Source organism: Pseudomonas sp. BB438 (assembly GCF_057180225.1).
The window spans coordinates 1,863,476-1,884,837 of record NZ_CM170001.1; the positions used below are offsets into that span (position 1 = coordinate 1,863,476).

33 protein-coding genes are annotated in these 21,362 nt (G+C 60.7%); 21 read left to right on the forward strand and 12 right to left on the reverse strand.

Annotated elements, in window-relative coordinates; genetic code table 11:
• Positions 1–17 precede the first annotated feature (17 nt).
• From AC1ZV1_RS08660 to AC1ZV1_RS08695, 8 genes are all read right to left on the reverse strand, one after another.
• The gene (locus AC1ZV1_RS08660) at positions 18–998 is read right to left on the reverse strand and encodes a tyrosine-type recombinase/integrase (protein ID WP_484296341.1); all 981 of its coding nucleotides are present in this window, start codon (positions 996–998) and stop codon (positions 18–20) included.
• A gap of 10 nt (positions 999–1,008) precedes the next feature.
• Positions 1,009–1,212: a DUF4224 domain-containing protein gene (locus AC1ZV1_RS08665; RefSeq protein WP_243778939.1), complete on the reverse strand. Its 204-nt coding sequence runs from the start codon at positions 1,210–1,212 to the stop codon at positions 1,009–1,011.
• Between the two features lie 1,023 nt (positions 1,213–2,235).
• Complete coding sequence (locus tag AC1ZV1_RS08670; RefSeq protein WP_484296342.1) at positions 2,236–2,577, reverse strand: hypothetical protein; 342 nt, start codon at positions 2,575–2,577, stop codon at positions 2,236–2,238.
• Positions 2,574–3,371 (reverse strand): hypothetical protein, encoded by a 798-nt coding sequence (locus AC1ZV1_RS08675; protein WP_484296343.1) that lies wholly within the window; start codon positions 3,369–3,371, stop codon positions 2,574–2,576. The genes AC1ZV1_RS08670 and AC1ZV1_RS08675 overlap by 4 nt, the downstream gene beginning before the upstream one ends.
• Positions 3,372–3,430: 59 nt before the next feature.
• On the reverse strand, positions 3,431–3,595 hold the full coding sequence (locus tag AC1ZV1_RS08680) for a hypothetical protein (protein ID WP_484296344.1): 165 nt from the start codon (positions 3,593–3,595) through the stop codon (positions 3,431–3,433).
• The gene (locus AC1ZV1_RS08685) at positions 3,592–3,906 is read right to left on the reverse strand and encodes a hypothetical protein (protein WP_484296345.1); all 315 of its coding nucleotides are present in this window, start codon (positions 3,904–3,906) and stop codon (positions 3,592–3,594) included. Before AC1ZV1_RS08685 ends, AC1ZV1_RS08680 begins: the two co-directional genes overlap by 4 nt.
• Positions 3,906–4,166, reverse strand: coding sequence for a hypothetical protein (locus AC1ZV1_RS08690; RefSeq protein WP_484296346.1), 261 nt, complete (start codon positions 4,164–4,166; stop codon positions 3,906–3,908). Before AC1ZV1_RS08690 ends, AC1ZV1_RS08685 begins: the two co-directional genes overlap by 1 nt.
• A gap of 233 nt (positions 4,167–4,399) precedes the next feature.
• A complete protein-coding gene (locus AC1ZV1_RS08695; protein ID WP_484296347.1) occupies positions 4,400–4,651 on the reverse strand; it encodes a hypothetical protein in 252 nt (83 codons plus the stop codon).
• A 98-nt stretch (positions 4,652–4,749) separates the two neighbouring features.
• On the opposite strand from AC1ZV1_RS08695, the gene AC1ZV1_RS08700 reads away from it, so the two are divergent.
• The 3 genes from AC1ZV1_RS08700 to AC1ZV1_RS08710 all read left to right on the forward strand — a co-directional run bounded on the left by AC1ZV1_RS08700 (position 4,750) and on the right by AC1ZV1_RS08710 (position 6,514).
• Complete coding sequence (locus tag AC1ZV1_RS08700; protein ID WP_484296348.1) at positions 4,750–5,202, forward strand: hypothetical protein; 453 nt, start codon at positions 4,750–4,752, stop codon at positions 5,200–5,202.
• A gap of 626 nt (positions 5,203–5,828) precedes the next feature.
• On the forward strand, positions 5,829–6,167 hold the full coding sequence (locus AC1ZV1_RS08705; RefSeq protein ID WP_484296349.1) for a DUF1654 domain-containing protein: 339 nt from the start codon (positions 5,829–5,831) through the stop codon (positions 6,165–6,167).
• 98 nt (positions 6,168–6,265) lie between these two features.
• Complete coding sequence (locus AC1ZV1_RS08710) at positions 6,266–6,514, forward strand: hypothetical protein (protein WP_484296350.1); 249 nt, start codon at positions 6,266–6,268, stop codon at positions 6,512–6,514.
• 70 nt (positions 6,515–6,584) lie between these two features.
• On the opposite strand, the gene AC1ZV1_RS08715 is transcribed toward AC1ZV1_RS08710, so the two are convergent.
• The 4 genes from AC1ZV1_RS08715 to AC1ZV1_RS08730 all read right to left on the reverse strand — a co-directional run bounded on the left by AC1ZV1_RS08715 (position 6,585) and on the right by AC1ZV1_RS08730 (position 9,846).
• Positions 6,585–7,010: a hypothetical protein gene (locus tag AC1ZV1_RS08715; RefSeq protein WP_484296351.1), complete on the reverse strand. Its 426-nt coding sequence runs from the start codon at positions 7,008–7,010 to the stop codon at positions 6,585–6,587.
• 356 nt (positions 7,011–7,366) lie between these two features.
• Positions 7,367–8,200 carry a DUF3037 domain-containing protein gene (locus tag AC1ZV1_RS08720; RefSeq protein WP_484296352.1) on the reverse strand — a complete coding sequence of 278 codons (834 nt, stop codon included), beginning with the start codon at positions 8,198–8,200 and terminating at the stop codon, positions 7,367–7,369.
• The gene (locus AC1ZV1_RS08725; RefSeq protein ID WP_484296353.1) at positions 8,197–8,940 is read right to left on the reverse strand and encodes a HipA family kinase; all 744 of its coding nucleotides are present in this window, start codon (positions 8,938–8,940) and stop codon (positions 8,197–8,199) included. Before AC1ZV1_RS08725 ends, AC1ZV1_RS08720 begins: the two co-directional genes overlap by 4 nt.
• A 45-nt stretch (positions 8,941–8,985) precedes the next feature.
• Complete coding sequence (locus AC1ZV1_RS08730; protein ID WP_484296354.1) at positions 8,986–9,846, reverse strand: XRE family transcriptional regulator; 861 nt, start codon at positions 9,844–9,846, stop codon at positions 8,986–8,988.
• An 88-nt stretch (positions 9,847–9,934) separates the two neighbouring features.
• On the opposite strand from AC1ZV1_RS08730, the gene AC1ZV1_RS08735 reads away from it, so the two are divergent.
• From AC1ZV1_RS08735 to AC1ZV1_RS08820, 18 genes are all read left to right on the forward strand, one after another.
• Positions 9,935–10,111, forward strand: coding sequence for a Cro/CI family transcriptional regulator (locus tag AC1ZV1_RS08735; RefSeq protein WP_205337549.1), 177 nt, complete (start codon positions 9,935–9,937; stop codon positions 10,109–10,111).
• A 65-nt stretch (positions 10,112–10,176) separates the two neighbouring features.
• Positions 10,177–10,611 carry a phage regulatory CII family protein gene (locus AC1ZV1_RS08740; RefSeq protein WP_484296355.1) on the forward strand — a complete coding sequence of 145 codons (435 nt, stop codon included), beginning with the start codon at positions 10,177–10,179 and terminating at the stop codon, positions 10,609–10,611.
• 59 nt (positions 10,612–10,670) lie between these two features.
• Positions 10,671–11,405, forward strand: a complete 735-nt coding sequence (locus tag AC1ZV1_RS08745; RefSeq protein ID WP_484296356.1) for a phage antirepressor KilAC domain-containing protein — start codon at positions 10,671–10,673, stop codon at positions 11,403–11,405.
• Positions 11,402–12,262: a helix-turn-helix domain-containing protein gene (locus AC1ZV1_RS08750; protein WP_484296357.1), complete on the forward strand. Its 861-nt coding sequence runs from the start codon at positions 11,402–11,404 to the stop codon at positions 12,260–12,262. Before AC1ZV1_RS08745 ends, AC1ZV1_RS08750 begins: the two co-directional genes overlap by 4 nt.
• 56 nt (positions 12,263–12,318) lie before the next feature.
• Complete coding sequence (locus tag AC1ZV1_RS08755; RefSeq protein ID WP_484296358.1) at positions 12,319–12,504, forward strand: hypothetical protein; 186 nt, start codon at positions 12,319–12,321, stop codon at positions 12,502–12,504.
• Positions 12,491–12,778, forward strand: coding sequence for a hypothetical protein (locus tag AC1ZV1_RS08760; RefSeq protein WP_484296359.1), 288 nt, complete (start codon positions 12,491–12,493; stop codon positions 12,776–12,778). Before AC1ZV1_RS08755 ends, AC1ZV1_RS08760 begins: the two co-directional genes overlap by 14 nt.
• Positions 12,756–13,070 (forward strand): hypothetical protein, encoded by a 315-nt coding sequence (locus AC1ZV1_RS08765; protein WP_484296360.1) that lies wholly within the window; start codon positions 12,756–12,758, stop codon positions 13,068–13,070. The genes AC1ZV1_RS08760 and AC1ZV1_RS08765 overlap by 23 nt, the downstream gene beginning before the upstream one ends.
• A gap of 3 nt (positions 13,071–13,073) precedes the next feature.
• Positions 13,074–13,652: a recombination protein NinG gene (locus AC1ZV1_RS08770; protein ID WP_484296361.1), complete on the forward strand. Its 579-nt coding sequence runs from the start codon at positions 13,074–13,076 to the stop codon at positions 13,650–13,652.
• Positions 13,649–14,023 (forward strand): antiterminator Q family protein, encoded by a 375-nt coding sequence (locus AC1ZV1_RS08775; protein ID WP_484296362.1) that lies wholly within the window; start codon positions 13,649–13,651, stop codon positions 14,021–14,023. Before AC1ZV1_RS08770 ends, AC1ZV1_RS08775 begins: the two co-directional genes overlap by 4 nt.
• 392 nt (positions 14,024–14,415) lie before the next feature.
• Positions 14,416–15,078: a hypothetical protein gene (locus tag AC1ZV1_RS08780; protein WP_484296363.1), complete on the forward strand. Its 663-nt coding sequence runs from the start codon at positions 14,416–14,418 to the stop codon at positions 15,076–15,078.
• Positions 15,056–15,229, forward strand: coding sequence for a hypothetical protein (locus AC1ZV1_RS08785; RefSeq protein ID WP_484296364.1), 174 nt, complete (start codon positions 15,056–15,058; stop codon positions 15,227–15,229). The genes AC1ZV1_RS08780 and AC1ZV1_RS08785 overlap by 23 nt, the downstream gene beginning before the upstream one ends.
• A gap of 105 nt (positions 15,230–15,334) precedes the next feature.
• Entirely contained in the window at positions 15,335–15,664 is a 330-nt protein-coding gene (locus AC1ZV1_RS08790; RefSeq protein WP_279834319.1) for a phage holin, lambda family, read from the forward strand.
• Positions 15,665–15,667: 3 nt separating this feature from the next.
• The gene (locus AC1ZV1_RS08795) at positions 15,668–16,006 is read left to right on the forward strand and encodes an HNH endonuclease (RefSeq protein WP_484296365.1); all 339 of its coding nucleotides are present in this window, start codon (positions 15,668–15,670) and stop codon (positions 16,004–16,006) included.
• 101 nt (positions 16,007–16,107) lie between these two features.
• A complete protein-coding gene (locus AC1ZV1_RS08800) occupies positions 16,108–16,608 on the forward strand; it encodes a terminase small subunit (RefSeq protein ID WP_484296366.1) in 501 nt (166 codons plus the stop codon).
• 3 nt (positions 16,609–16,611) lie between these two features.
• Entirely contained in the window at positions 16,612–18,294 is a 1,683-nt protein-coding gene (locus AC1ZV1_RS08805) for a terminase large subunit (RefSeq protein ID WP_484296367.1), read from the forward strand.
• Entirely contained in the window at positions 18,291–19,514 is a 1,224-nt protein-coding gene (locus AC1ZV1_RS08810) for a phage portal protein (protein WP_484296368.1), read from the forward strand. Before AC1ZV1_RS08805 ends, AC1ZV1_RS08810 begins: the two co-directional genes overlap by 4 nt.
• The gene (locus tag AC1ZV1_RS08815) at positions 19,498–20,142 is read left to right on the forward strand and encodes an HK97 family phage prohead protease (protein WP_065085425.1); all 645 of its coding nucleotides are present in this window, start codon (positions 19,498–19,500) and stop codon (positions 20,140–20,142) included. Before AC1ZV1_RS08810 ends, AC1ZV1_RS08815 begins: the two co-directional genes overlap by 17 nt.
• The gene (locus tag AC1ZV1_RS08820; RefSeq protein WP_484296369.1) at positions 20,139–21,338 is read left to right on the forward strand and encodes a phage major capsid protein; all 1,200 of its coding nucleotides are present in this window, start codon (positions 20,139–20,141) and stop codon (positions 21,336–21,338) included. The genes AC1ZV1_RS08815 and AC1ZV1_RS08820 overlap by 4 nt, the downstream gene beginning before the upstream one ends.
• Positions 21,339–21,362 lie beyond the last annotated feature (24 nt).

Here is a 21,362-nt window from a genome sequence, read left to right on the forward strand (position 1 = left end):
GGTATCTGTCTAATACTTCAGCGAACTTTGGCAGGCATTGTCGGGGCCTGAGCGATCTTCGGCAACCGCCCGCGAAGGTATCGCGCAGTCATTCTCGGATCGGAGTGGCCACCCAAGACCTGGGCGTTCTTCCCTTCGTTGTCGGCGTCGGTCAGTGACTTCGCACGGATATCGTGGATGGTCACGTCGGTCACACCGACTTGCTCCCTGGCCTTGGCGAATGCTTCCTTGACCGTGTGGTAGGACACCGGGCGCCCGGCGCGCGCGCAGAACAGGGTGAGAGTTCGGATCTTGCGCGGCAGAGCCTTCGCCCTGGCGATAACCTCCTCAAGGTCTGGCGTCATCGAGACGATGAGCTTCGACCCGGTCTTCTGCTGGGTGAAGGCAATCCCGTCCTCGGAAATGTCGGAGAGGTGGATGCTGATCACGTCGCTGATCCGCTGCCCGGTGAGGTAGGCCATCTCCAGGATGTTGCGGATGTAGGGGCTGCAAGCGTTCAGTATCGCTGCGAACTCCGCGTCCGTGATGTAGCGATCGCGGCGCGCCTCCTCATGCCGCTTGATGCCGATGCAGGGGTTCGAGTCGACCATTCCCCACTCCAGGGCGTAGCCGAACACCACGCGGGCGAAGGAAAGAATGCGGTTGCACATGTTCGGCGTGCCGGCCAAGTCGACCTTCACCGCCGCGATGTGCTTCGGCAGTACCTGCTCAGGTTCGAACTCGGCGAAGATGTCCTTCAACCGCTCCGCAGCCTGCTCGTACTGCAGTACGGTGTTTGCCGCGAGTTTCTTGATCTTGATGTGGTGCTTCAGTGCCTTGTCGATCAGCGCCGCCATCCCGCCGGTGTTCGCCTGGGAGGTCTTCCTGGCGTACTCCAGCAGCGCCGCCTGGTAGTCCTCGCCCAGACGCTCCCACTTCCCTTTCCTCACCAGGTAGTAGGCGCCGTGCTTGTGATACATGCACGCCGGCAGGTGACGGTCCTTCTTCCTCGGGCGCATGCCTCTCTCCTCACGAGCCTGTCAGGCGTAGCCGCGGCTCTTTCTTCTGCTGCTGGCGGGAGCCCAGACGGGACAATACTACCTCCCGCAGGACCTTCGGACGCCCGTTGGCGTCGATCACGTAGCCGAGCTGGTGTTCATCCAGCCAGCGGATCTGCGCGCTGGCGCGGGTGCGGCCGGTCAGGTCGGCCACTTCTTCCTGTGTCATGAACATGACGAGGCCTCCTCGCCGGCTGGCGCCGGCGGGTTCAGTGTTGGGGTAGTCATGCCTTTGTGGCGCGCAGCGGTCTGCCGTGGTCGTCGTACTCCGGCCGCTCCGGCGGATATGCCACGGCAGTCATGGCACAGGCGCTGGACGAAATTGTCCCAGGTGGAAGCGTCCAGCTGATCGCCAGACGCCAGGCTCTTTTCTGCGGGCATAGGGAATCCTCGCGCCAAATTTCGGCGCTGGTGAAGTTAGGCAGGGGAGTCAGGAGGGGATTGGCCTGTGGCCAGGCGCTTCGTCCTTCATGCGCGAAGGAGCGGTGTAGTCTGCGCGTAAAGGCTAAGGCGCGATGGAGAAAAACAGGCGGGTCGAAACAAGCGTGATAGCCTGTTTGCCAAGTGAACTTCTGTTACTTCTCGCGGGTTTGCCCTTTACACACCAAAGAACGATCTATCCTTGAAAGCAGGTCCAAGGGGCACAGAAATAGAAAGCCCCCAGGTGTCGTTACCACCTGAGGGCCTAGGTGAGCATGATCATAGGAGAACGTACTCATGCCCAAGCATAGGCGCTGCATATGCAGCTGCAAATACCTCTTCAAAAACATCGCCGTAGTAGGACTGATCCTGATGTCGTCGGGGCAGTCTGTCGATCCGCCTCAACAGCCCTTCTGCACAATTCAGCGCGTGTAATTCCGCCTAAGCCCGGCTCTGCCGGGCATCTTTATGCCGTAGTGGCGCAATGGCATGGAGTGGGGTAGGTTCGGATGGCCCGGCATGGGGCCGGGTCAAGGAGGCGTTATGACGTGCGTAATTTGTGCGGCTGATGTAGCGAACCTGCCGAACGGGAAGGGGATTGATGGCGTTGGCTTCAATTGCTACGCCTGCGGCCCGTACTTCGTGACGCGTACCCATCTGGCAGGCCGTTTGCCGGGGCAAATGTTTAACCTGCAAGAAGCAATCAATTGGCTGAAGGCGTGGAGAGCGGACAACCCCGGCGAGATTGCCATCATCAGTGAGGCAAACCTTGCGTGGACTAGCCCTCCGTTTCGTTGATGCCGTGGCGAAGGCTGATCCACTCCGTATTGCTTGGGGTCATCATCAGGGCGGAGTCTTGATAGGTGCCATGGAGCAACAGTTCCATAAGTGTTCTTGCCCTCTGCTCTAGGGCTTCGGGTGAAGAAGGAAAGCGCGGATAGTTGATCAGGCCGACCACATACCCGGCTTCTTCGCCGCCGGTGTAGATGAAGGTGGTGGGCTCCACCGTTACGCATAGGCCTTCCCGCCGACACTCCTGCCGGATGATCTGTTTAGCTTCCTCGACTGGCCCTGACAGGAAGAGGCGCGCCCAGTAAGTCGGTTCGGACTGGCGGATCATGCGCGCTCCTTATGGATCAGCTCTGCGGATGCGATCTCGCAGAAGAACGAGCATGCTGGGATCTTCTCGTTACGCCTTACTGGCCCCTCGCCAAGCTGGCGTAGTGAGAAGCGTACGTTTGTCTCGCGATTCCGGAACAGGTAGGAACCTGGGCCAAGGTCGTCCTGGATCACACACAGCGCCTCGAATTGCTCGGGGAAGTCTTCACGGATCGCCCGGAAGTAACCCTCACCACCCTTTACGCAACCGATGCAGTTGGCGTTTTCGTAGCCCAGCTGGTACATCAGCGGCAGCTCTATGCCGGCGCGCTGGATGATCGCTTTGCAATCCTCCTTATCCAGTCCGCGCTCAATCAGCGGGGCGATTACAGGGCGGTCAGGGTTTCGCTCGCGAAAGTCATCCAGGCGGTCGATCTCTTCGGCTGTGAAGCCAAGCACCATGACGTCGCCGGGACGCTTCCATGCGTCCAGCAAGCGGCGCTTCAGCAGCTTGGTACAGGGCGCGCCGGTGCGACCTTTCATGTAGCGCTCGCGGCGGAAGACGTTGAGCGCGTCGGCGCCGTACTTCTCGTCGCGCAGCACCGTGAAGGACCGGCCAGTCCAGACCTGGCAGTCAGCGAGGAAGCGGCGATTATCCTCATGCTCGTTGGCCAGGAAGGCGTTCAGGAACTGAACATCGTGGGTGGCGCCGTACTGAGCCAAGGCCAGCTTGCCGGCAACCGCCGAGGCGGCGCCGCAGCTGAACTGGACCACGATGCGAGAGTCCGGCTTGATGATGTCAGACTGGGTGGTCATGGTTTCTCCAGGTAGAGCGCCGCCGCGCCGCGAGTGCAGCGGATGGCGTGGTGATGGGGTTATGCAGCGTCGAGGGCGTGGCACTCGATGTCGCGGTCGTTCCAGCCGGCTACCCACCAGAAGCGGGCCGCGCTGAACCCGTGTGGGGGAAGGAAAGGCCGGCCTTCTTCGCGGGCCTTGCGACCCTGGTAGTAGGCGACGTGAAGGCAGAGAGGCCTGCTCACGCCTCGCTCCGGTCCAGCAGTTCAGCCTCCTTCCTGCCGAGCCTTTCGAGCTGACGCGCCACGAAATCGGATGGCGTGAAATCGTGGCGCGGAATGGCGAGAAGGGGAGCGGAGCCCTCCGGGCCCAGGTCATGGGCATGCATGATCAGTAACTGGATCGCCTCGGCCTGCTCCTCGATGCCATGCCAGCGCATCAGGTTCTCCAGCATAGAGCGGGTACCGCGGCGCACCCGGTGGCGCAGCTCCGTTTCGTCCAGGCGCTGGCGCTTCTCGGCGGCAGCCTTGCTGCGTTCTTGCTGGGACTTGGCCATCAGCCTTCCGCTCCTATGTCGTCGCGCTTGATGATCGTCAGGCGCTTGGCGTAGGCGACCGCTTCGGCGTAGGAGCGGCGGAAGCCAGCGGCCTTGTCGGTGGCGGTGTCGATAATGTGGAAGAAGCCTCGGCCGGTGGGGCGCACCTGGTAGGCCGGCTTCTCCACCACGATGGTGCGCCGCGCTTCGAAGGCCGCGCGGGCGGCGGCGGACAGGGTCAGCAGCTGGGCCAGCTGCGGGCGAATGTTCAGCTGTTGCATGGCGATCACCTTCTGGGTGGTGGCTTCCTTTGGGCAGCACTCCAGCGCGCGGCTATGCGCCGGTGGGCGCCGCGGAGGAGTGCTCTCGAAAGGGATCATGTAAGGGAAGGAGGAAAGCCCAGTTAGGGCCTGGGCTTTCCGTGCTCACGTCCGCCTTATGTCGGTGAGCGTTTCGCGGCTCGCCCGGCTTGTTGCCGAACTACCAGGGCTGTCGGTTACATGGCTGCATCCTCCTAGCGATCGCCCGTGGGGATGGCGCGGGCACCGTTGGTCCATTCCTCGCCGGCGCGCTGGGCGGCATCGAGGCTTTCGAAGTTGTCGGTGTCAGGGGTAAGGCCGCTGCCCGGCTGCCAGCGGCTGAGCACGTGCAGGGTCTTGGCGTAGCTGCTGACCGTCGCCCAGCGCTGGGCGCCTGGAGTACCGAGCCGGCTGACGTGCTGGAAGGGCTGCGTCCAGGTCAGGGCGTTCATTGCTTGCGTGGTCATCTTCTTTCCATCCCGCTCAGCGCGTGCTCAGCTTTTCTGCTTGAATTCGAAGCGTCGTATAGGCGCCGGGCTTTGGCGCAGGGAGCTAGAGGAGAAACATGGACGAGCGCGGCGTGGCTGTAGGGCGGTTGCAATGGTCGAATCTTCGGCCGTTGCGTAAAGCGGCTTTGACATTCCTTCTGATCGGTCCCCCCGTCGGTGCCTTCGGCCTTCTGCTGCCTGGCTACATCGCCAAATTCTTTGGCTATGGGTGGCATTCCGTGAGTCTCAGCGGCTTTCTTGCAGGCGTCATGCTGTTCCTTTTGTTCGTGTACTTTTGGGGTTCCATACCAGCCTTACTCGCCGGATTGCTCTATGGCGCGCTCTTGCTGGCTATAGGGAAGCGAGAACCGCTAGCGCTGGGATATAGGCTCATTGCCGGAGTACTCGCGGGCTTAGGAGCAAACGCCGTCTTCTCCCTGTTTTTGTCCGCTATCCCCATATTCTTCATGGCTGGAGCTATAGGAGGGGCTGCCGCGGCCGCCTGCCTGCGCAAGCTGCCCTGCTCTTAGCTTCTTGCACATCCCAAAGCGCCCTCTTGGGAAGGCGCTTCAGTGATGCATTGGCGCCGCGCGCACCTGCTGGGTTCTTGCGCGGCTGCATACTCATCGTGCCGTCTGCTTCCATAGCGGCCGACCGCTTGGGGAGCTTCTTCTCGGTGGGCTTTGAGCTTCCTGGTCACCTCGGCCAATCGGCGTGCCGTGGTGGTCATCGGTCCTGGGTGAATGGAGCGCGCCTTACCGCAGCTCTGGTGCCCTGATGTGTGGGGCAGGGTGCGCGCTACTGCCGGCCCGTTCGCCGGCTGGTCTTCCTACTGCATGGGCAGGCTCCTCCTCTGGTTGTCGGTTGCTGGCGCCGCTACCGGCGGCCTCCAGCCTTCGCACCTGCATATCGGGTCATTCACACGGTTTGGCGTTTCGCCGCGCCCCACCTTTCAGCCCCTCAGTTGGCCTCTAGATGGGTGCGCCGGTCGCCGGTAGCGGCAGGTGCTGTATTCGTCATTGGGTGCGTTGTTAAAGAGCGTCGCCGTGCAAGCCGGCTTGTATTTATAAAAGCATGCTTGTTTTTAATATGCAAGCAAACTTGCTTGATTTGGAGTTACTGTATGTGCATACAGTGTTGGCAAGGAGCTATGGAAATGACGAAGCAAGCGGTCTCGGCATCCAAGGGAAGCGGCATCCACACGCTGGATCGTCTGCGCCTGCGAATCTCGGCGATGGTGGGAAGCCCGAAGGCTCAGGCGGATCGTCGCGCGGTGATCTGGCGCCTGGACAGCGACACGGACGAGGCGTGGAGCCAGGTGATGGATGAGCTGGCGGAGACGGATGGTCTGACGGTGACCAAGCTCGAGGATGGGACGGCTGTCCTGGAGTGGCAGCCGAGTGAAGAGGAGGGCGAGGGCGCCCAGGGAGAAGAGGAGGAGCTACCGGCCGACTTCAGGGTGCAGTACCTGCACGATCAGCCGGCGCCGTTTTGATAGTGCCGTCATTCATATGAATGATTCGGCGCCCGCGAGCGCCATCTAATTTCTCCCGCGTTGTAGCTCATGGGGAGCTACTCCAAAGGAGAAAAGTCATGGCAATTTCAGCTAAAGCTAAGCAGGCTTTGGAGGAAGCAACTGAACTCGCTATCGCCGAGGATCTGGCCGGTGAAGCAAAGATCCAAGCCATGCCCGGCGCGGTCTGCAACAATATTGATGAGATCGCTGGCGCGTTGAAGGTCGTTCTCATACCGATAGCTGGGGTTGCTGGAGCAGCCGCCGCTTCGATAGTGGTGGAGAAGGCGCTAAAACTGGCGTGCGCCATCAATCCTCCCAAAAAGTGACGGATTACTTGAAGCCAGCCCCGCCAATGAGGGGCTGGTGATATCTGTACCTTTTCCTGGCTTAGAACCGCTAGGCGTCAGTCTTTAGCTGTCCTGCTGCCCACTTTTCCTCAAATTCACGCTTCGCGCGGAGCTTGTGGTTCTGGCACTCGACCATCTGCTGGTCGGTCTTCCAGTTATCGCAGCCGCGGGGTGCTTGGTAGAACTTGTCCCATGCAGCGTCATGCTGGCGCTGTGACTCAGCTGCAGCCTTCATGACCTGGGCGTCATACTGATCGACTTGGTGAGGGGACGGAGGGGCAGGGCGGAGCTGCTGTTGCTGGTGCGCGGCCTGCTCCTGGATCTTCGCCATGGCTGCCTGCGCCCTCTCAATCTGCCGCTCGGCCATGTACTCGATCGCAGCTACTCGCGCGTAGTACATCACCACGCAAGTGATGAGCACGCCGATGAGGCCCAGGGCCCAAGACTGGAAGGTTTGCGGTCGGCGTCGTGCCATGAGGATGCTCCATGCAGTGATGGCTGAATGCTATGCACCTTTTGAGCGAGATGGAAGGTGCTTTAGAGGTGAGCAATACACAACTTGTCAGCCTCTTCAAAAAGCGTTTGTGGGTTCACTTTGGCTCATGCATCGTCATATCACCTCACCAGCGGGAGACTCTTATGGCAGGGCCAGACATCTACCGAGAAAACGGCTACGAGATCATGCAGAACGAAAAGGGCTGGGTGGTCTTCAACGACGAGGGTGTTCGAGCGGGGCCGTTCCCTAGCCTCGATGAGGCCCGGAAGGCCGCAAGGGACATGGAGCCTGAGAGGTAGCCAGAAACAAAGAGCCCCGCAATAGCGGGGCTCTTTTCAGTGAATCGACTCAGGAATTCCTAACCGAATCTGATCCAGCAAAAGCTGCTCGGGTAGCGAATTGCTGACCACTCGAACCGAGTCTATTTCAGCGAGTTGGTCAACAATGTCGTTATAGGCTGTGACTAACTTCGGCTTATGTGCCGGCGGAGAAGCAATGAACAAGGTGTCACGCGCCAACCGATCAACTTTGTGCAGTCTCCGAACTTTAGCCAACCAAGCATCGCCATGCTCCAGGATTTTGGCGGGTTCATCGTGTCCAAGATGGATGGGTTTGATGGCTTGCGCGGCACCTTCTTCATCGAGCAGCACATATGGGAATTTCACCGGGTAGTCGCTAGTACCCAGTCGGTCTTCCTTATAGCGTTGCTTGAGGTTCGCTGCTGCCAATAGGTGCCCTAGCTGACGCTCCAGCACCTTCTCTTCATACTCTTTGCTGGCGAAGCTCAAATTGATGTAGTGATCGAAAATCGACTCGAGGGCCTCGTCGACCCTATCCACGGCGATAGTACCTGGCGAACTGAAGCGCATCATTGTTTCGCGCGGAAGGATAAGGCTTTTAAATGCTGCGAGCTGAGTCGACTGCTGATGGCTGTGCTTGCTGAAGAAGCTCGAGAGACGCGCGAGCTCCTGATCTACCTCGGTACGCGCACGGATGTAGATTTTTGAATCGAGCTTGTGGAAGAACTGGGTTACGCGCTGACGCTTGGTCTCGATCTTGTAACGAAACTCACCATTGCTAGCCAGGAGAACCACCCCGATATTCACGAATTCCCCAGTCTCAGGATAGGGAAGAAAACGTAGAATCGAGTAGTTACAGAAGTAGTTCATAGCTGCCCCCAGAAGCGCTCATCCCTGAACAGTTGCAGCGTTGCATACCTTTGACGCAGGGTTGGTTCAGTTTCGTCGATCTCATCCTGATCCCGGTAAAGCCACTCTAGGGGGAGCAGGGCTGAAATCCTATCCCACTGTGCAAGCGCTGCGTCAAGCTCACGTTCGTAATCCTGACGGGTGACCAGGTCTTGGAAATGACGCAGCTGGTCGCGGAATACGTGATTGTGGCAAAACTCCTCCGCGGTCAGCGTGACATCGAAGGCGACGTTGTGATCAATCACCACTAGGTTACCTGTAGAGTCCAGAAGCAGGTTAACGTTCCCGCCTAGCTCGCCAAGGGTTCTGTCTCCGTTCTGGATCCACCAATCGAAAACCAGCAGTTTGCGTTGAAGCTCCAGCGGGACGTTCTTCAAGCCGGCCCACATCAGCTCGTTCACGTTATCAACCTGCCTTGAGGCGAAGGCTGGTCCTCCTGATAGGTCCGTGACGTTTTCGGCAGGGCTGAAATCGATCAGGCCTTGGGGAATCTCCATCAGGCGCCATTCGGGTATCGGAAGCCCTAAGCAGGTGCCAAGCTCAGCGGCGATGACCTCGGAAATCAAAGAGGGCCCGCCGGCACGGTTCAGCCCTTTTACGAAGTAACGGTAACCATCGCTCGCCCGGACTAGGAAGGGGCGCACCGACACACCCTGGTCACTTTGGCGGATGATCTCCTCGGCGATTACACGTTTTGGCATTCAATTCCCTTGCTTGCCGAGGCTCAACGCACAAGCCTCAATTGCTCAAACCAAATGTGCGTTCCACACCAGGAGCACCTTGGCGTGAATGTAGGTCTCATCCATCCGGATGACCCTATCCTTGTGCTGCTTGTTATCCGAGATCATCTCGAAGTGCTCGGCATCCTGAACCTGTAGGCGCTTGATGTAGAGGTGGCCCTGCCAGGTGAAGATGAAGATTCCGTCGCCGTCGAACTCACGGATGTTGATGTTCACGATCATCGGATCGGCGTGCTTGATGGTCGGCGCCATCGAGTGGCCCCAGCCGTACACCATCTTCAGGTGATTCGGATCATCGTAAGTGACGCCGAGCTTGCGCAGCTGCTCCTGGCTGACCTTCACGTCGCGCAGCATCTCGGGGTAGTCGGCCGGCACCTGGCCGTTGCCCATGGCGCCACGGATGTCGTAGTGCGCGATGCTGATCTCATCGCCTGCTGGGCCAGGCCGGGAAAAGTCGGCGACGATCACATTGCTGGTGTCCTGCGCTGGAGTCTCTGCTTCGACAGCATCGACGATGCTTCGTCTAGCATCGTCGCTCAGGCCCTTGCCGTGCTTCTCAAGCATGCGTCGCACAATGTCGGCTGAGCTTGTGGGTATCTTGGAGGGCGCCCCCTCCGGGGAAGGGGTTGATTTCCTTCGCGGCGGTTCGCCCTTTCCCGATAGAAGCCAGTCGACAGTTGTGTCGTACCCCTCAGCGAGAGCCACCAGGTTCTCGTTCCTGATGTTCTCCGTGTCTCCTGCAAACCACTGGCGCACTGCCTCGTAGCTGATCCCACAAGTGGTAGCTATGTCCCTTTTCACGCCTCGGACCCCGATGGCGGGTTTCCTTGCGAGCACGAGCTTGGTGATGCGTTCAGTGGTTTTCATTGGCTGCAATCTACAAGAGCGCTTGCCAAGCATGCTTGCCTTATATGTACAAGCATGCTTGAATTTGTGCACAGCAAAGGAGGTCTGCATGACCAAAAAGCAAGCCATCCAGCACTTCGGATCGATATCGAAGTTGGCCAAAGCCTTGAAGGTTTCCTACGAGGCAGTTCGCCAGTGGGAAGAAGTCCCGGAGCTGCGCCAGTACCAGCTTGAGCTGATCACGAAGGGTGTCCTCCGGGCCAGCGCGCCAAAGAGCGCCGCCTGACCAGTAGCTACAGATTGCCAGCAGCCCTGTCCGGGCTCCACGGAAAGAATCCAGAGGATTTACGAATGCAAGAGTTCCTGAGGGCGTGCCACGACGCAGTAGAAGACGCCGGGGCCAAGGAGCTGGCGGCCAAGATGGGCTTGCCCCATGTGAGCCTGCTGCAGCGCGCGAACCCGGACAACGACTCGCACAAGCTGACCATCAACCACCTCTACCAGATCCTGCTGCACACGGGCGATCTCCGACCGCTGCAGGAACTGGCGCACAACTTTGGCTTCCACCTGGTGCGCCGTGACGTTCAGCCGGCCGATTGCCTGGCGAACGCCACGCTCGCCATGGCCAGCGAGGCGGCAGACGTGACGAAAGCTGCCATCGAGGCGCTGGCCGACGGCAAGGTCACGCGGATGGAGTTCAAGCGGATTGAGCGGGAAGGGGAGGAGGCGAAGAACAAGATCGACATTGTCATCGAGACCGCTCGAGCGAAGGTCGGGGCCCGATAAAAACAAACCCCGGCAGGGTGTGGGGACACAGGGCCGGGGTTCAGATCGCAGGAGGCAGTATGCACATCACTTCTGACACCAGCAATACCGCGCCACGAAATCACCTTGTGCAAAACGTGGCGCGCATGACGATGACCTCGCGCGAGATCGCCGAGCTCACTGGTCGACGCCATGACCAAGTACTCCGCACTGCGCGAGAGTTGGTTGAGCAGGGGGTAACACAATCTGTGGAGACCCCCTACGTCCACGAACAGAACGGCCAGGAGTACCCCGAGCACCTTCTGTCCAAGCGCGATAGCTTGGTACTGGTCGCTCGCCTGTCGCCCGAGTTCACTGCCCGGATCGTTGATCGGTGGCAGGAGCTGGAGGCCATGCAGGCTCCGGTGCTGGCGCTTCCCAACTTCGCCAATCCAGCAGAGGCCGCCAGGGCTTGGGCTGTTCAGTTCGAGCAGCGCCAGGTTGCCGAGCAGGCCCTGATGATCGCTGCTCCGAAGGTGGAGTTTGTCGACCGCTACGTCGATACGAAGGGCTCGATGGGCTTCCGCCAGGTAGCGAAGCTGCTGAAGGCGAACGAGCACCAGCTGCGCGAGATGCTGATCAAGCGGAAGGTGATGTACTACCTGAACGGCACGCTCACAGCCCACAGCAACCACATCGCCGCTGGCCGGTTCGAGACCCGGACGGGCACCAGTGAGCACAACAGCCACGCCTACACCCAAGCGCGCTTCACCACGAAGGGTGTGCAGTATGTTGCCAGTCTCTGGGCCGAGCACCAGTTGGAGCGCGGACAGTGAGCACGATCATCATGTCGGCCTGCTGGCCGCTCCAGGGCCTTACTCCTGCCCAGAAATCTGTCCTGATCAGCCTTGCTGACAACGCGAACGATGAGGGTGTCTGCTGGCCATCGGTGGCGAAGATCGGTGAGCGCACCTGCCTGTCCGAGCGGGCGGTTCAGCAGGCCATCAAGGTGCTGAACGAATGTAAGGTTCTGCGTATCGAGTCCCGCCAGGGCCGCTCGACCATGTTCACCGTAACCCCAGCAGCATTTGCACCCCCGCAGAAAGTGCGCCCCCGCAAGAAATGCACCCCCGCAGCAAATGCACCCACCCCCGAACCTGCTGCACCCCAGGCCCCGCAGGAAGTGCACCCCACCCCCGCAGCTGCTGCACCCAGAACCGTAATAGAACCGTCAGTAGAACCATCAAAGAACCTTTCGCCGGCCGGTTCCGGCCAGCCCGACGAAGAATTGATTCGCCAGGAGGGGTGCCGGGCCATCTGGACGGCATACGCCGCGGCGTATCGCAATCGCTATGGCACCGACCCCGTTCGCAACTCCAAGGTCAACGCCCAGGTCCGAGACCTGCTGAAGCGCTTGGGTGCCGATGAGGCTCCGGCGGTGGCCGCATTCTTCGTCACCATCAGCGATGCCTACCTGACGCGGAACTGCCATGACCTGGGCTCGCTGCTGGCCAAGGCGGAGTCTTACCGGACCCAGTGGGCCACCCAGCCACCGCCGGCGCCGCCGAAGGCAAATAAGCCATCGTTCGAAGAGGCTCAGGCGGAGTACTCCCGGCAGCAGGCCACGCTCATGTTCCAGCAACAGCGGGCGGCCAAGGCAGCGCAGCAAGGTACAACCGGAGGTGTGCAGTGACCGTGATCAACGAGCCCTTGAAGTGGCGCGCAAAGCGTAATGCCGATGGTAGACAGGTGACTGACTGCTGGATGACCGATGCCGGCTACACCGTCGCTGTATGCCGGCTGCCGGAGACCCGTTACACGGTGACGCGCCCAGGTGGCCGCGAACCGTCGTTCTACCTGGCCACCCGTGATGAGGTGGTGGCGATCATCAAGACCGACATGGAAGAAAGCGAGGTGGCCCGTGCTGACGCCTGAGCAGATCGTCTCAATGACCTTCGAGCAGCTTCAGGCTGCGAGGTCTGATGGTGCTGCGCGCGCCAAGCTCAATGGTGAGAGCCAGCGTTTCGCGGCTGGCGTATCGACCAAGCGTACTCGCGGCGGCTCGAAGATCCGCGCCCGGAAAGTGGCGAAGACCGATTGGACCAGGCTCCGCGATCTGGAAGCGAAGGGGCGAGACATCCGCGCCGAACTCAGCCTCCTGGATGACGAGATCAAGCGGAGGGCGCATGCCGAAGAAGCACGGGCCTGACTTCAAGCGCGATCAGATTCAGGTTGAGCGCTGCCGGCCGTGTCGCGGAACCGGCACGGTGGAAGGGGTGTTCTATCAGCTGCCTTGCGGCGATTGCGCCGGCGTGGGCTGGGTGGCGCGGGGGATAGAGGGCGTGAGCATCCACGACTTGGCATGGGCGCTCGGGCAGCGGGCCAACAAGGCCGAGAACGACCTGTCTGAGCGCATCCGCTGCTCGATCATCGCTGGCAACAAGGACAGCGAGTGGAACAACAAGAAGGGCCCAGGCGGCTCTCACTATCGAGGGGACTGACCAATGCGACAGTCCCTTCAGAAGAAGCCAAAGGCGAAGAAGTGCAAGCAATGCCGAGCGCCCTTCAGTCCAGACCGCCAGTTGCAGGCCGTGTGCAGCCCGCTTTGTGGTCTGAAGCTGGTGGCCGCGCAGCGCGAGAAGGATCGGGTGGCATTCCAGCGCCGGGAGCGGCGCGAGATCAAGGAGCGCAAAGAGAAGCTGAAGAGCAGGGCGGATCACCTGAAGGAGGCCCAGCAGGCTTTCAACGAGTACATCCGCCTGCGCGATGCCGACAAGCCCTGCATCTCCTGTGACCGCCACCACCAGGGCAAGTACGACGCCGGCCACTATCGATCCGTTGGCGCCTGCCCGGAACTGCGTTTCGACGAGGACAACGTCCACAAGCAGTGCTCGCCCTGCAACACGCAGCTGTCCGGGAACATCCTGGAGTACCGCATCCGCCTCATCCAGCGCATCGGCAGCGACCGAGTGGCGCGCCTGGAGGGGAAGCACGAACCGCTGAAGCTCAACGTTGAACAGATCAAGGCCCTGAAGGCCCACTTCCGCGCCAAGGTGCGCGAGCTGAAAAGGGGAGCAGCATGAAGATCAAAGCGACCGAGTTCCTGATGGAGCAGTACGGCCTCTGGGTGTGGCGAGATAACGGGGTGCCGCGTTGCGCGTCACCCCTGCTGGCGATCATGTTGCGCAACCCTGCCAACGAAAAGCGGTTCAAGTCGCCCGACTTGCTGATCAGTGATGACCGAGCCCTGCAGGTGGATCGCTACCTCGCCAGTCTGGTAACGGATGATCCGGAGGTGGTGGAGAGCATGACCTATTACTTCGTCCACGGCCTCACCTATCGCGAGGTTGGCGACCGCATGGACCGCAGCTATGCGGACGCTCGGATGCTTGTTCGCGCAGGGCTGTCCGCGATCACTGCCTGCTTCCTGATGGAGGAACGCAAGGCAGCCTGAGTGGATATACAGGCTGGACATATTGACAGTGATAATCAGCGCATATAGAGTTCGTGTCACATTGCGGTTTTGCCGCTTCGGCGAACCTTCGCACGACATCTCGCCCCCCTCTAGACCGGCTGTCCCGCCTCACTCTTCAGTGATATCGCTGCCAATGTGTGAACTGGCCTTCTGCCATGATTCGCTGTTGGCGGTTGACTTGCGCGCGCAAATGAGCGAAATTTGCTGCATGTTCTCATCCGTCTGCTTAGCGGTGAAGATTGCGTTAAAACCCGACCCTTGAGTCGGGTTTTTTTGCAAATCAGATTAAGAGATGTGGCTAAATGCCATTGTGAACAATGTGGCCATTTAGTTACTATCCGCCGCCTTTGGGATGAGGTGATCAGGCAAAGATGGAAGGTGGAGCAGCTCCAGCGGCAGAGTTAGAAGCGGCGAATGAGGAACTCGTAGGTCGTACGGTCATTGAACTGCGCAGCGAGATCACTGTCGCAACAGTTGTGCCGATCATTCAGGCCTTGCAGGATGGTAAGCAGGGCGATTTGATCGAAGTTCATATCCGGCACAATGCTGGTGGTGAGGTCGATGCGATGTTCGCCTTGATTGGAGCGATCGTGCATTCGAAGGCTCAAGTCGAGATCACCATTGGTCGATACCTAATGAGCGCCGCTGCGACTCTGTGGTTGTGGTTTTGGCTGTGGCCAGCTCCGCATGTCAAGTCGCTGATGCCGCTGAAGCCTGCGGTTTTGATGTACCACCGCCCCCGCCAAGTCTGCGGGCAAAACGGTGATTACTACTGCTTCGCAGAGAGCCTAAAGGATGGCGATCCGGTGAAAACCTCTCTGTTGGCAAAGATCAAGATTTTTGATGATCTCTTTGATGCATTATTGAATAGGCTAGGATGGACTACTCTCAGCAATGCATCGTTGGTACTGGAAGAGGTCGCTTATCAGCATCACCTGAAACACATGTATGAGGCATATTACGGGAACAAAGACTGTGTCTTCCCCGTATTCCCCGACCAAGGAGCAACACATGAAGACGTTCGCGCTGAGTAACAAAGCGTTCAATGGCAATGGTGACGTGAAGCCGAACCTGGATACGTCTCTGGAGCAACTGCGCCGTTACAAGGAGGCCGATGAAAGCCTTCAAGCTGCATGCGTTCGTCAGGGTATTCAAACCCCGAAGCTGGTAGCTAAGCGTAGCTAAACGGTTTTTTATGAATGAGCCCGGCCCTTGAGCCGGGCTTTTTCGTTTCTGGCCCAGCCCAAGTGCTGGGCCATTTCATTTGAGCCCCGCAGAGGGGATAACGAGATGGCCAACATGCCCGACAAACCGGAGACGTGGGCGCTTGTGCTCGCTTGGCTAAGCCAGCACTCGCCCGTGCTGTACGCCGGCGCTCTGTCGTTCCTGGTTGCACTGATCCGGGTTATCTACGGTGGCGGCACCCGGCGCCAGGCGCTGCTCGAAGCGGCGCTCTGTACGCTGATCACCCTGGGTCTGATCCCCGTGATGGAGTGGCTTGGCCTGCCTCAAAGCATGGCCACTGCCGCCGGTGTATTCACGGGCTTTCTGGGTGTGAAGAAGCTGGCCGACATCGCTGACCGCTTCGCCGAATGGAAGCTGCCTAGGCGGGAGAGCTAAGGCATGGCACGGCTGAAGACGCTACGCCCGAAGCTGGCTGAGCAGCGCTCCCGGCTTGCAACTGCAGCTCCTGGGTCATGGCGTGCCGGTCTTACCTCAAGCCAGCGTGGCTACGACTACCGCTGGCAGAAGGCCCGAGAGGCTTTCCTGCTGGATCACCCGCTGTGCGTCTACTGCCAACGCAAGGGCATGACCACGGCGGCGAGCGTCGTTGACCATATCGAGGCGCACCACGGTGACCCGGAGCTCTTCTGGGACCGCGAGAACTGGCAGCCGCTCTGCAAGCCCTGTCACGACTCGGACAAGCAGCGCGAGGAAGCGGCAGCCCGAGCCGGTCGCTGATCCTCCCGGGTAGGGGGGGATCGAACTATGGGGATCGGCGCTCAGCTAGACCGCCTCCGATCCCATTCGCACATTTTTTCCACCCCCAAGGTTTTTTGTTAATGGCGTTAACAGACAAACAGCGACGGTTTGTTGACGCGAAGGCCCGTGGTGCGTCCAACAAAGAAGCGGCCGAGGCCGCTGGTTGCCTGGGCTCCAGCGCTTCCGTGTCGGGTTCCCGGTGGGCCAAAGATCCGAAGATCATCGCGGCGATCGAGGCGTTAAAAGCCGAGCTGAATGTTAAAGGCAAGGCGCGATCGGCAAAGTCTTCGAAGCCGCCCGCTGATGACGTTGACGATCTGCGCGAGGGCGATGAGTCCGACGGCGAATTCCTCACCTGCTTGCCGAACACGGAAGACCCCCTGGAGTGGTTGCTGGCCCTGATGAATGAGCCGCGCGCCAAGGTCTTCGACCGGCGCAATGCCGCCCAAACCGCCATGCCCTATGTGCACGGCAAGAAGGGCGAGCAGGGCAAGAAGGAAGCGAAGCAGGAAGCAGCGAAGGAGGTCGGCAAAGGCAAGTTCAGCCAGAGCAAGCCACCGCTCACCGTCGTGAAGAGGTAACCCATGCTCTGGACAACTGCGTGCCCCGAATGGTGGCAGCGCCTGAGTGCGGGCGAATCGATCATCCCGCCGCCGCTGTTCCCGGCGGAGGCCGAGGAAGGTCTCGAGGTCTTCCGCGCGTTGAAGATCGTCGACGCTCCCGGTAGCCCGACCATCGAGGCGGCTTGTGCACCGTGGGTGCTGGACTTCGCAGGCGCAATCTTCGGCAGCTACGACAGCGAGACCGGCCAGCGGCTGATCACCGAGTACTTCCTCTGCATCCCGAAGAAGAACTCGAAGTCGACTATCGCCGCCGCGATCATGCTGACTGCGCTGATCCGCAATTGGCGGCTTGAGGCTGAGTTCATCATCCTCGCGCCGACCAAGGAGATCGCGGACAACAGCTTCAAGCCAGCGGCGGCGATGGTGAAGCACGACGACGAACTGTCGGCTCTGCTCCATGTGCAGCCGCACATGCGGCTGATCACCCATCGCGAGACTGGGGCCACCCTGAAGGTGGTCGCTGCTGACAGTGACGTGGTGGGCGGGAAAAAGGCCGTCGGCGTGTTGATCGACGAGGCCTGGCTGTTCGGCAAGAACCCCAAGGCGCCGGACATGATCCGCGAGGCCACGGGCGGTCTGCTGTCGCGACCAGAAGGATTCATCATCTGGTTGACGACCCAGTCCAACGAACCGCCTGCTGGCGTCTTCAAGTCAAAGCTGACCTACGCACGCGGTGTCCGCGACGGGCGCATCGAGGACAACCGGTTCCTGCCGGTCATCTACGAGTTCCCCGCGGAGATGATCAAGAGCGGGGAGGCGCGGCGTCCGGAGAACTTCCACCTGGTGAACCCCAACATGGGGTTCTCGGTAGACCGGCCGACACTCGAACGCCTGTTCATGCAGGCCGAGATGGACGGTGAGGCTGAGGTGCGAGGCTTCCTCGCCAAGTTCCTCAACATCGAGATCGGCCTGGCGCTGATGTCGGACGCCTGGGTGGGGGCTGCTTTCTGGGAGCCGCAAGCGTCGCCGGGCATGACCCTGGACGACCTTCTGACGCGCTGCGAAGTGATCGTGGCCGGCGTCGATGGCGGCGGCCTGGATGACCTTTTAGGGCTGGCCATCATGGGGCGAGAGAGAGATGCCCGCACCTGGCTGCACTGGTCCCATGCCTGGGCACATCCCTCTGTGCTGGAGCGCCGCAAGTCGGAGGCACCTCGCCTGCATGACCTGGAGGCGGCCGGCGACCTGACGATCGTTGAGAGGATCGGCGACGACGTCGAGCAACTGGCCAGGTACGTCGCACGAGTCAATGACGCAGGGCTGCTCGACAAAGTCGGGCTCGACCCGGCCGGCATCGGCGCTGTGCTCGATGCCTTGCTGGAGGCGGGGATCGAGGAAGACCAGACCATCGGTATCTCCCAGGGCTGGAAGCTCACCGGCGCGATAAAGACCACCGAGCGGAAGCTGGCTGAGGGTGTGCTGCTGCACTGCGGTCAACCGCTGATGGCCTGGGCCTGCGGCAACGCGAAGGGCGTGCCGTCGGCGAACGCCTTCCTGATCACCAAGCAAGCGTCCGGCACCGCGAAGATCGACCCGCTGATGGCCACCTTCAACGCGGTGACGCTGCTGTCCCTCAACCCTGAGGCGCGCGGCGGCATGGACGACTACCTCGACAACGGTTTCTTCGGACTCATCGGCTCATGACCTCACGATGGTACAACCCCAAAACCTGGCGGATGTTCGGGTACACCGACCCTGCCACGGGCAACTATGTCGAAGTCGACATGGAGATCGGCGGCAAGAGCACCAAGTCCGGCGTTCGGGTGACGACTAAGACCGCGCTGTCGATCAGCATGGTCTGGTCCTGCGTCAAGATCCTCTCGGAGTCGCTGGCCGGCTTGCCGCTGAAGCTCTACGAGGATTCGGACGGCGACACCCCGCGCAAGCAGGTGCCGCGCAAGGACGGTGCGCAGAAGCTCCTGCGCAAGCCCAACCCATTCATGACAAGGCTGAACTTCCTGAAGTTCGTTGTCGTGAACATGGCCCTGAAGGGCAACGCCTTCGCTCTGATCGAACGCAACAGGAACGGCGCCCCCATCGGCCTGGTGCCGCTGGCCTGCGACGCGGTAACGATCGATACCGATGACGAACTGCTGTACTGGGTGCAGCCGAAGAACGGCGCCCGGCTCCCGGTCTCGCCGGAGAACATGCTGCACTTCAAGATCTTCAGCCTTGACGGAATCGTCGGGCTGTCGCCGCTTGAGTATCAGGCCGAGACCATGGGCCTGGCCAAGGCAGGCCAGCAATGGTCGGCGCGCTTCATGCGTAAGGGCGGCTTCACCGGCGGCTATGTCATCTACAAGGACTTCCTGACCCAGAAGCAACAGGCCCAGATCCTGGCGAAGTTCCCGGACGTCCGAGAGGGCGACGTCGACGACCTCGGCAAGATGGGGATTCTGCAGGGCGGGCCGACCATCGTCCCCGCCGGCATTAGCCAGAAGGACGCACAGTTCATCGAGTCCCAGCAATTCCAGGAGGAAGCGCTGGCGGGCATTTATGGCGTGCCCCTCTGGCTGGCCAACCGAGCCGGCAAGACCTCGATCATGGGCTCCAACCTGGAGCAGCAGCTGATCGGCTTCGTCACCTTTGGCCTGAAGCCCTACATCGACGCGGTCGAGGACGAGTTCAACGACAAGCTCTATGGCGGCTCGCCGCGCTTCGTCGAGTTCGCGGTCGAGGGCTTGCTGCGCGCTGACAGCGCCGGGCGGTCAGCGTATTACACCGCCGCCCTGGGCGGCTCCGGTGGTTCGGGCTGGATGCACGTCAATGAAGTGCGCGCCAAGGAGAACCTGCCGCCGCTCGCTGACGACAAGTACAACCAGGTCACCCGTTGGGAGATGCAGACCAATGCTCAGCAAACTTGATTGCCCCTTCGAGGTGAAGGCCGCCGACGAGGCGGGCAACTTCGAGGGCTACGCCGCGGTGTTCGACAACGTCGACTTGGGCGACGACGTGATCCTCAAGGGCGCCTTCACCCGGGTGAAGACCGCCCGCAACGGCCGGCTGAAGCTGGCCCTGTACCACGACCTGACGCGCCTGGTAGGCAACTCGGAGTTCACCCAGGACGACCGGGGCCTGTACCTCAAGGGACGGGTAAACCTCGCAGTCAGCTATGCGCGCGACGCCTACGAGCTGATGAAGGACGGTTCGCTCGACAGCATGTCCATCGGCTTCAACACCATCGAGGCCACCTTCGAGCAGCGCGCCGGCCGGCAGGTCCGCGTCATCAAGTCTGCCGAATTGTGGGAGGCGTCCTTCGTGCCGTTCGGCATGAACCCCGAGGCGGAAGTACTCAGCGTCAAGTCGGACATTCGGCTTTTCGAGAACGCCCTGCGCGAACGCATGGGCCTCTCGCAGAAGGAGGCGGCGGCAGTCGCTTCGCTCGGCTACTCCGCGCTCCGCCGTGATGGCGGAAGCGAGGCCACGGCGATCGTGGAAGAGCTGAAAGACATTTCAACCCTGTTCACAACCCATTTTGGAGCTACGCCATGAGCGAAGTGAAAGAACTGAAAGACTCCCTGGAGCTGCAGCTGAAGAACGGCTTCACCGGCTTGCAGGCCAAGTACGATGCGGCGATGGTCGAGCTGGAGAAGGGCAACCAGGTTGCCACCGAGCTGAAGAAGGATATCCAGACCCAGAAGGACGAACTGCAGAAGGTCATCGACCAGGTGCAGGATCTGGAGCAGAAGGGCGTCAAGCTGCGCGGCCAGCCGGGTGAGGGGAAATCCTTCATCGACCTGGTGAAGAACCACGACGGCTACAAGTCCCTGCAGCAGAAGTCGGTTTCCCTGGCGGAGCTCGATGTCACCAAATCCGACCTGGCGTCGATGAAGGAAACCAAGGTCACCAGCGCCGGCATCGTTGCGCCGAACTATGACCCGGTCATCCAGCCTGGCATCCGCCAGGAGCTGCGCATTCGCGACCTGCTCACCACCGTGCCAGTCTCCGGCCAGCAGTACAGCTACTTCCGCGAGCTGCTCCACACTCGCGGCGCCGCGCCGGTGGCGGAAGGCGGCCTCAAGCCGACCAGCAACGTGACCTTCGAGACCAAGACCGATCGCGTCAAGAAGATCGCGGTCTGGATGCCGGTCACCGATGAGGCCCTGGATGACGTGCCGCAACTGCTCGCCTACCTGCAGGAGCTGCTGCGCTACGACCTGAAGCTGGAAGAGGAGGCGCAGATCCTCAAGGGCGACGGTACCGGCGAGAACCTGAACGGCCTGATGACCCAGGCGACCACCTACGACTCGAACCTGACCAAGGCCGGCGACACCGCGATCGACATCATGCGCCGTGCCATCTACCAGGTGCGCAAGCAGTCGAAGCTGTCGGCTGACGGCCTGGTGATGTCCGAGCTGGACTGGATGAACATCGAGCTGCAGAAGGACGGCGAGAACCGTTACCTGTTCGCCAACCTGCAGGGCCTGGTTACCCCGATCCTCTGGGGCCGCCCGGTGATCACTTCGGACAGCGTCGACGAGGGCGACGCGGACACTGGCGGCGAGTTCCTGGTGGCCAACTTCGCGCGCTCCTCGGTGCTGTTCGACCGTATGTCGTTCCTGTTCAAGATGGGCCTGATCAACGATCAGTTCATCAAGAACGAGCGCGCACTGCTGGTCGAGGAACGTCTGGGCCTCGGTGTGCGCCGTCGCGAAGCGCTGGTGAAAGGCCTGTTCCCGACTGCCTGATCCACTTCCCATCCATGAAGGCCG

What these genes read in the sequence shown, in the direction of transcription:
- AC1ZV1_RS08660 (WP_484296341.1), bottom strand. Translation starts at nt 998, where the DNA reads ATGCGCCCGAGGAAGAAGGACCGTCACCTGCCGGCGTGCATGTATCAC.
- AC1ZV1_RS08665 (WP_243778939.1), bottom strand. Translation starts at nt 1,212, where the DNA reads ATGTTCATGACACAGGAAGAAGTGGCCGACCTGACCGGCCGCACCCGC.
- AC1ZV1_RS08670 (WP_484296342.1), bottom strand. Translation starts at nt 2,577, where the DNA reads ATGATCCGCCAGTCCGAACCGACTTACTGGGCGCGCCTCTTCCTGTCA.
- AC1ZV1_RS08675 (WP_484296343.1), bottom strand. Translation starts at nt 3,371, where the DNA reads ATGACCACCCAGTCTGACATCATCAAGCCGGACTCTCGCATCGTGGTC.
- AC1ZV1_RS08685 (WP_484296345.1), bottom strand. Translation starts at nt 3,906, where the DNA reads ATGGCCAAGTCCCAGCAAGAACGCAGCAAGGCTGCCGCCGAGAAGCGC.
- AC1ZV1_RS08690 (WP_484296346.1), bottom strand. Translation starts at nt 4,166, where the DNA reads ATGCAACAGCTGAACATTCGCCCGCAGCTGGCCCAGCTGCTGACCCTG.
- AC1ZV1_RS08695 (WP_484296347.1), bottom strand. Translation starts at nt 4,651, where the DNA reads ATGACCACGCAAGCAATGAACGCCCTGACCTGGACGCAGCCCTTCCAG.
- AC1ZV1_RS08700 (WP_484296348.1), top strand. Translation starts at nt 4,750, where the DNA reads ATGGACGAGCGCGGCGTGGCTGTAGGGCGGTTGCAATGGTCGAATCTT.
- AC1ZV1_RS08705 (WP_484296349.1), top strand. Translation starts at nt 5,829, where the DNA reads ATGACGAAGCAAGCGGTCTCGGCATCCAAGGGAAGCGGCATCCACACG.
- AC1ZV1_RS08710 (WP_484296350.1), top strand. Translation starts at nt 6,266, where the DNA reads ATGGCAATTTCAGCTAAAGCTAAGCAGGCTTTGGAGGAAGCAACTGAA.
- AC1ZV1_RS08715 (WP_484296351.1), bottom strand. Translation starts at nt 7,010, where the DNA reads ATGGCACGACGCCGACCGCAAACCTTCCAGTCTTGGGCCCTGGGCCTC.
- AC1ZV1_RS08720 (WP_484296352.1), bottom strand. Translation starts at nt 8,200, where the DNA reads ATGAACTACTTCTGTAACTACTCGATTCTACGTTTTCTTCCCTATCCT.
- AC1ZV1_RS08725 (WP_484296353.1), bottom strand. Translation starts at nt 8,940, where the DNA reads ATGCCAAAACGTGTAATCGCCGAGGAGATCATCCGCCAAAGTGACCAG.
- AC1ZV1_RS08730 (WP_484296354.1), bottom strand. Translation starts at nt 9,846, where the DNA reads ATGAAAACCACTGAACGCATCACCAAGCTCGTGCTCGCAAGGAAACCC.
- AC1ZV1_RS08735 (WP_205337549.1), top strand. Translation starts at nt 9,935, where the DNA reads ATGACCAAAAAGCAAGCCATCCAGCACTTCGGATCGATATCGAAGTTG.
- AC1ZV1_RS08740 (WP_484296355.1), top strand. Translation starts at nt 10,177, where the DNA reads ATGCAAGAGTTCCTGAGGGCGTGCCACGACGCAGTAGAAGACGCCGGG.
- AC1ZV1_RS08745 (WP_484296356.1), top strand. Translation starts at nt 10,671, where the DNA reads ATGCACATCACTTCTGACACCAGCAATACCGCGCCACGAAATCACCTT.
- AC1ZV1_RS08765 (WP_484296360.1), top strand. Translation starts at nt 12,756, where the DNA reads ATGCCGAAGAAGCACGGGCCTGACTTCAAGCGCGATCAGATTCAGGTT.
- AC1ZV1_RS08770 (WP_484296361.1), top strand. Translation starts at nt 13,074, where the DNA reads ATGCGACAGTCCCTTCAGAAGAAGCCAAAGGCGAAGAAGTGCAAGCAA.
- AC1ZV1_RS08775 (WP_484296362.1), top strand. Translation starts at nt 13,649, where the DNA reads ATGAAGATCAAAGCGACCGAGTTCCTGATGGAGCAGTACGGCCTCTGG.
- AC1ZV1_RS08780 (WP_484296363.1), top strand. Translation starts at nt 14,416, where the DNA reads ATGGAAGGTGGAGCAGCTCCAGCGGCAGAGTTAGAAGCGGCGAATGAG.
- AC1ZV1_RS08785 (WP_484296364.1), top strand. Translation starts at nt 15,056, where the DNA reads ATGAAGACGTTCGCGCTGAGTAACAAAGCGTTCAATGGCAATGGTGAC.
- AC1ZV1_RS08790 (WP_279834319.1), top strand. Translation starts at nt 15,335, where the DNA reads ATGGCCAACATGCCCGACAAACCGGAGACGTGGGCGCTTGTGCTCGCT.
- AC1ZV1_RS08795 (WP_484296365.1), top strand. Translation starts at nt 15,668, where the DNA reads ATGGCACGGCTGAAGACGCTACGCCCGAAGCTGGCTGAGCAGCGCTCC.
- AC1ZV1_RS08800 (WP_484296366.1), top strand. Translation starts at nt 16,108, where the DNA reads ATGGCGTTAACAGACAAACAGCGACGGTTTGTTGACGCGAAGGCCCGT.
- AC1ZV1_RS08805 (WP_484296367.1), top strand. Translation starts at nt 16,612, where the DNA reads ATGCTCTGGACAACTGCGTGCCCCGAATGGTGGCAGCGCCTGAGTGCG.
- AC1ZV1_RS08810 (WP_484296368.1), top strand. Translation starts at nt 18,291, where the DNA reads ATGACCTCACGATGGTACAACCCCAAAACCTGGCGGATGTTCGGGTAC.
- AC1ZV1_RS08815 (WP_065085425.1), top strand. Translation starts at nt 19,498, where the DNA reads ATGCTCAGCAAACTTGATTGCCCCTTCGAGGTGAAGGCCGCCGACGAG.
- AC1ZV1_RS08820 (WP_484296369.1), top strand. Translation starts at nt 20,139, where the DNA reads ATGAGCGAAGTGAAAGAACTGAAAGACTCCCTGGAGCTGCAGCTGAAG.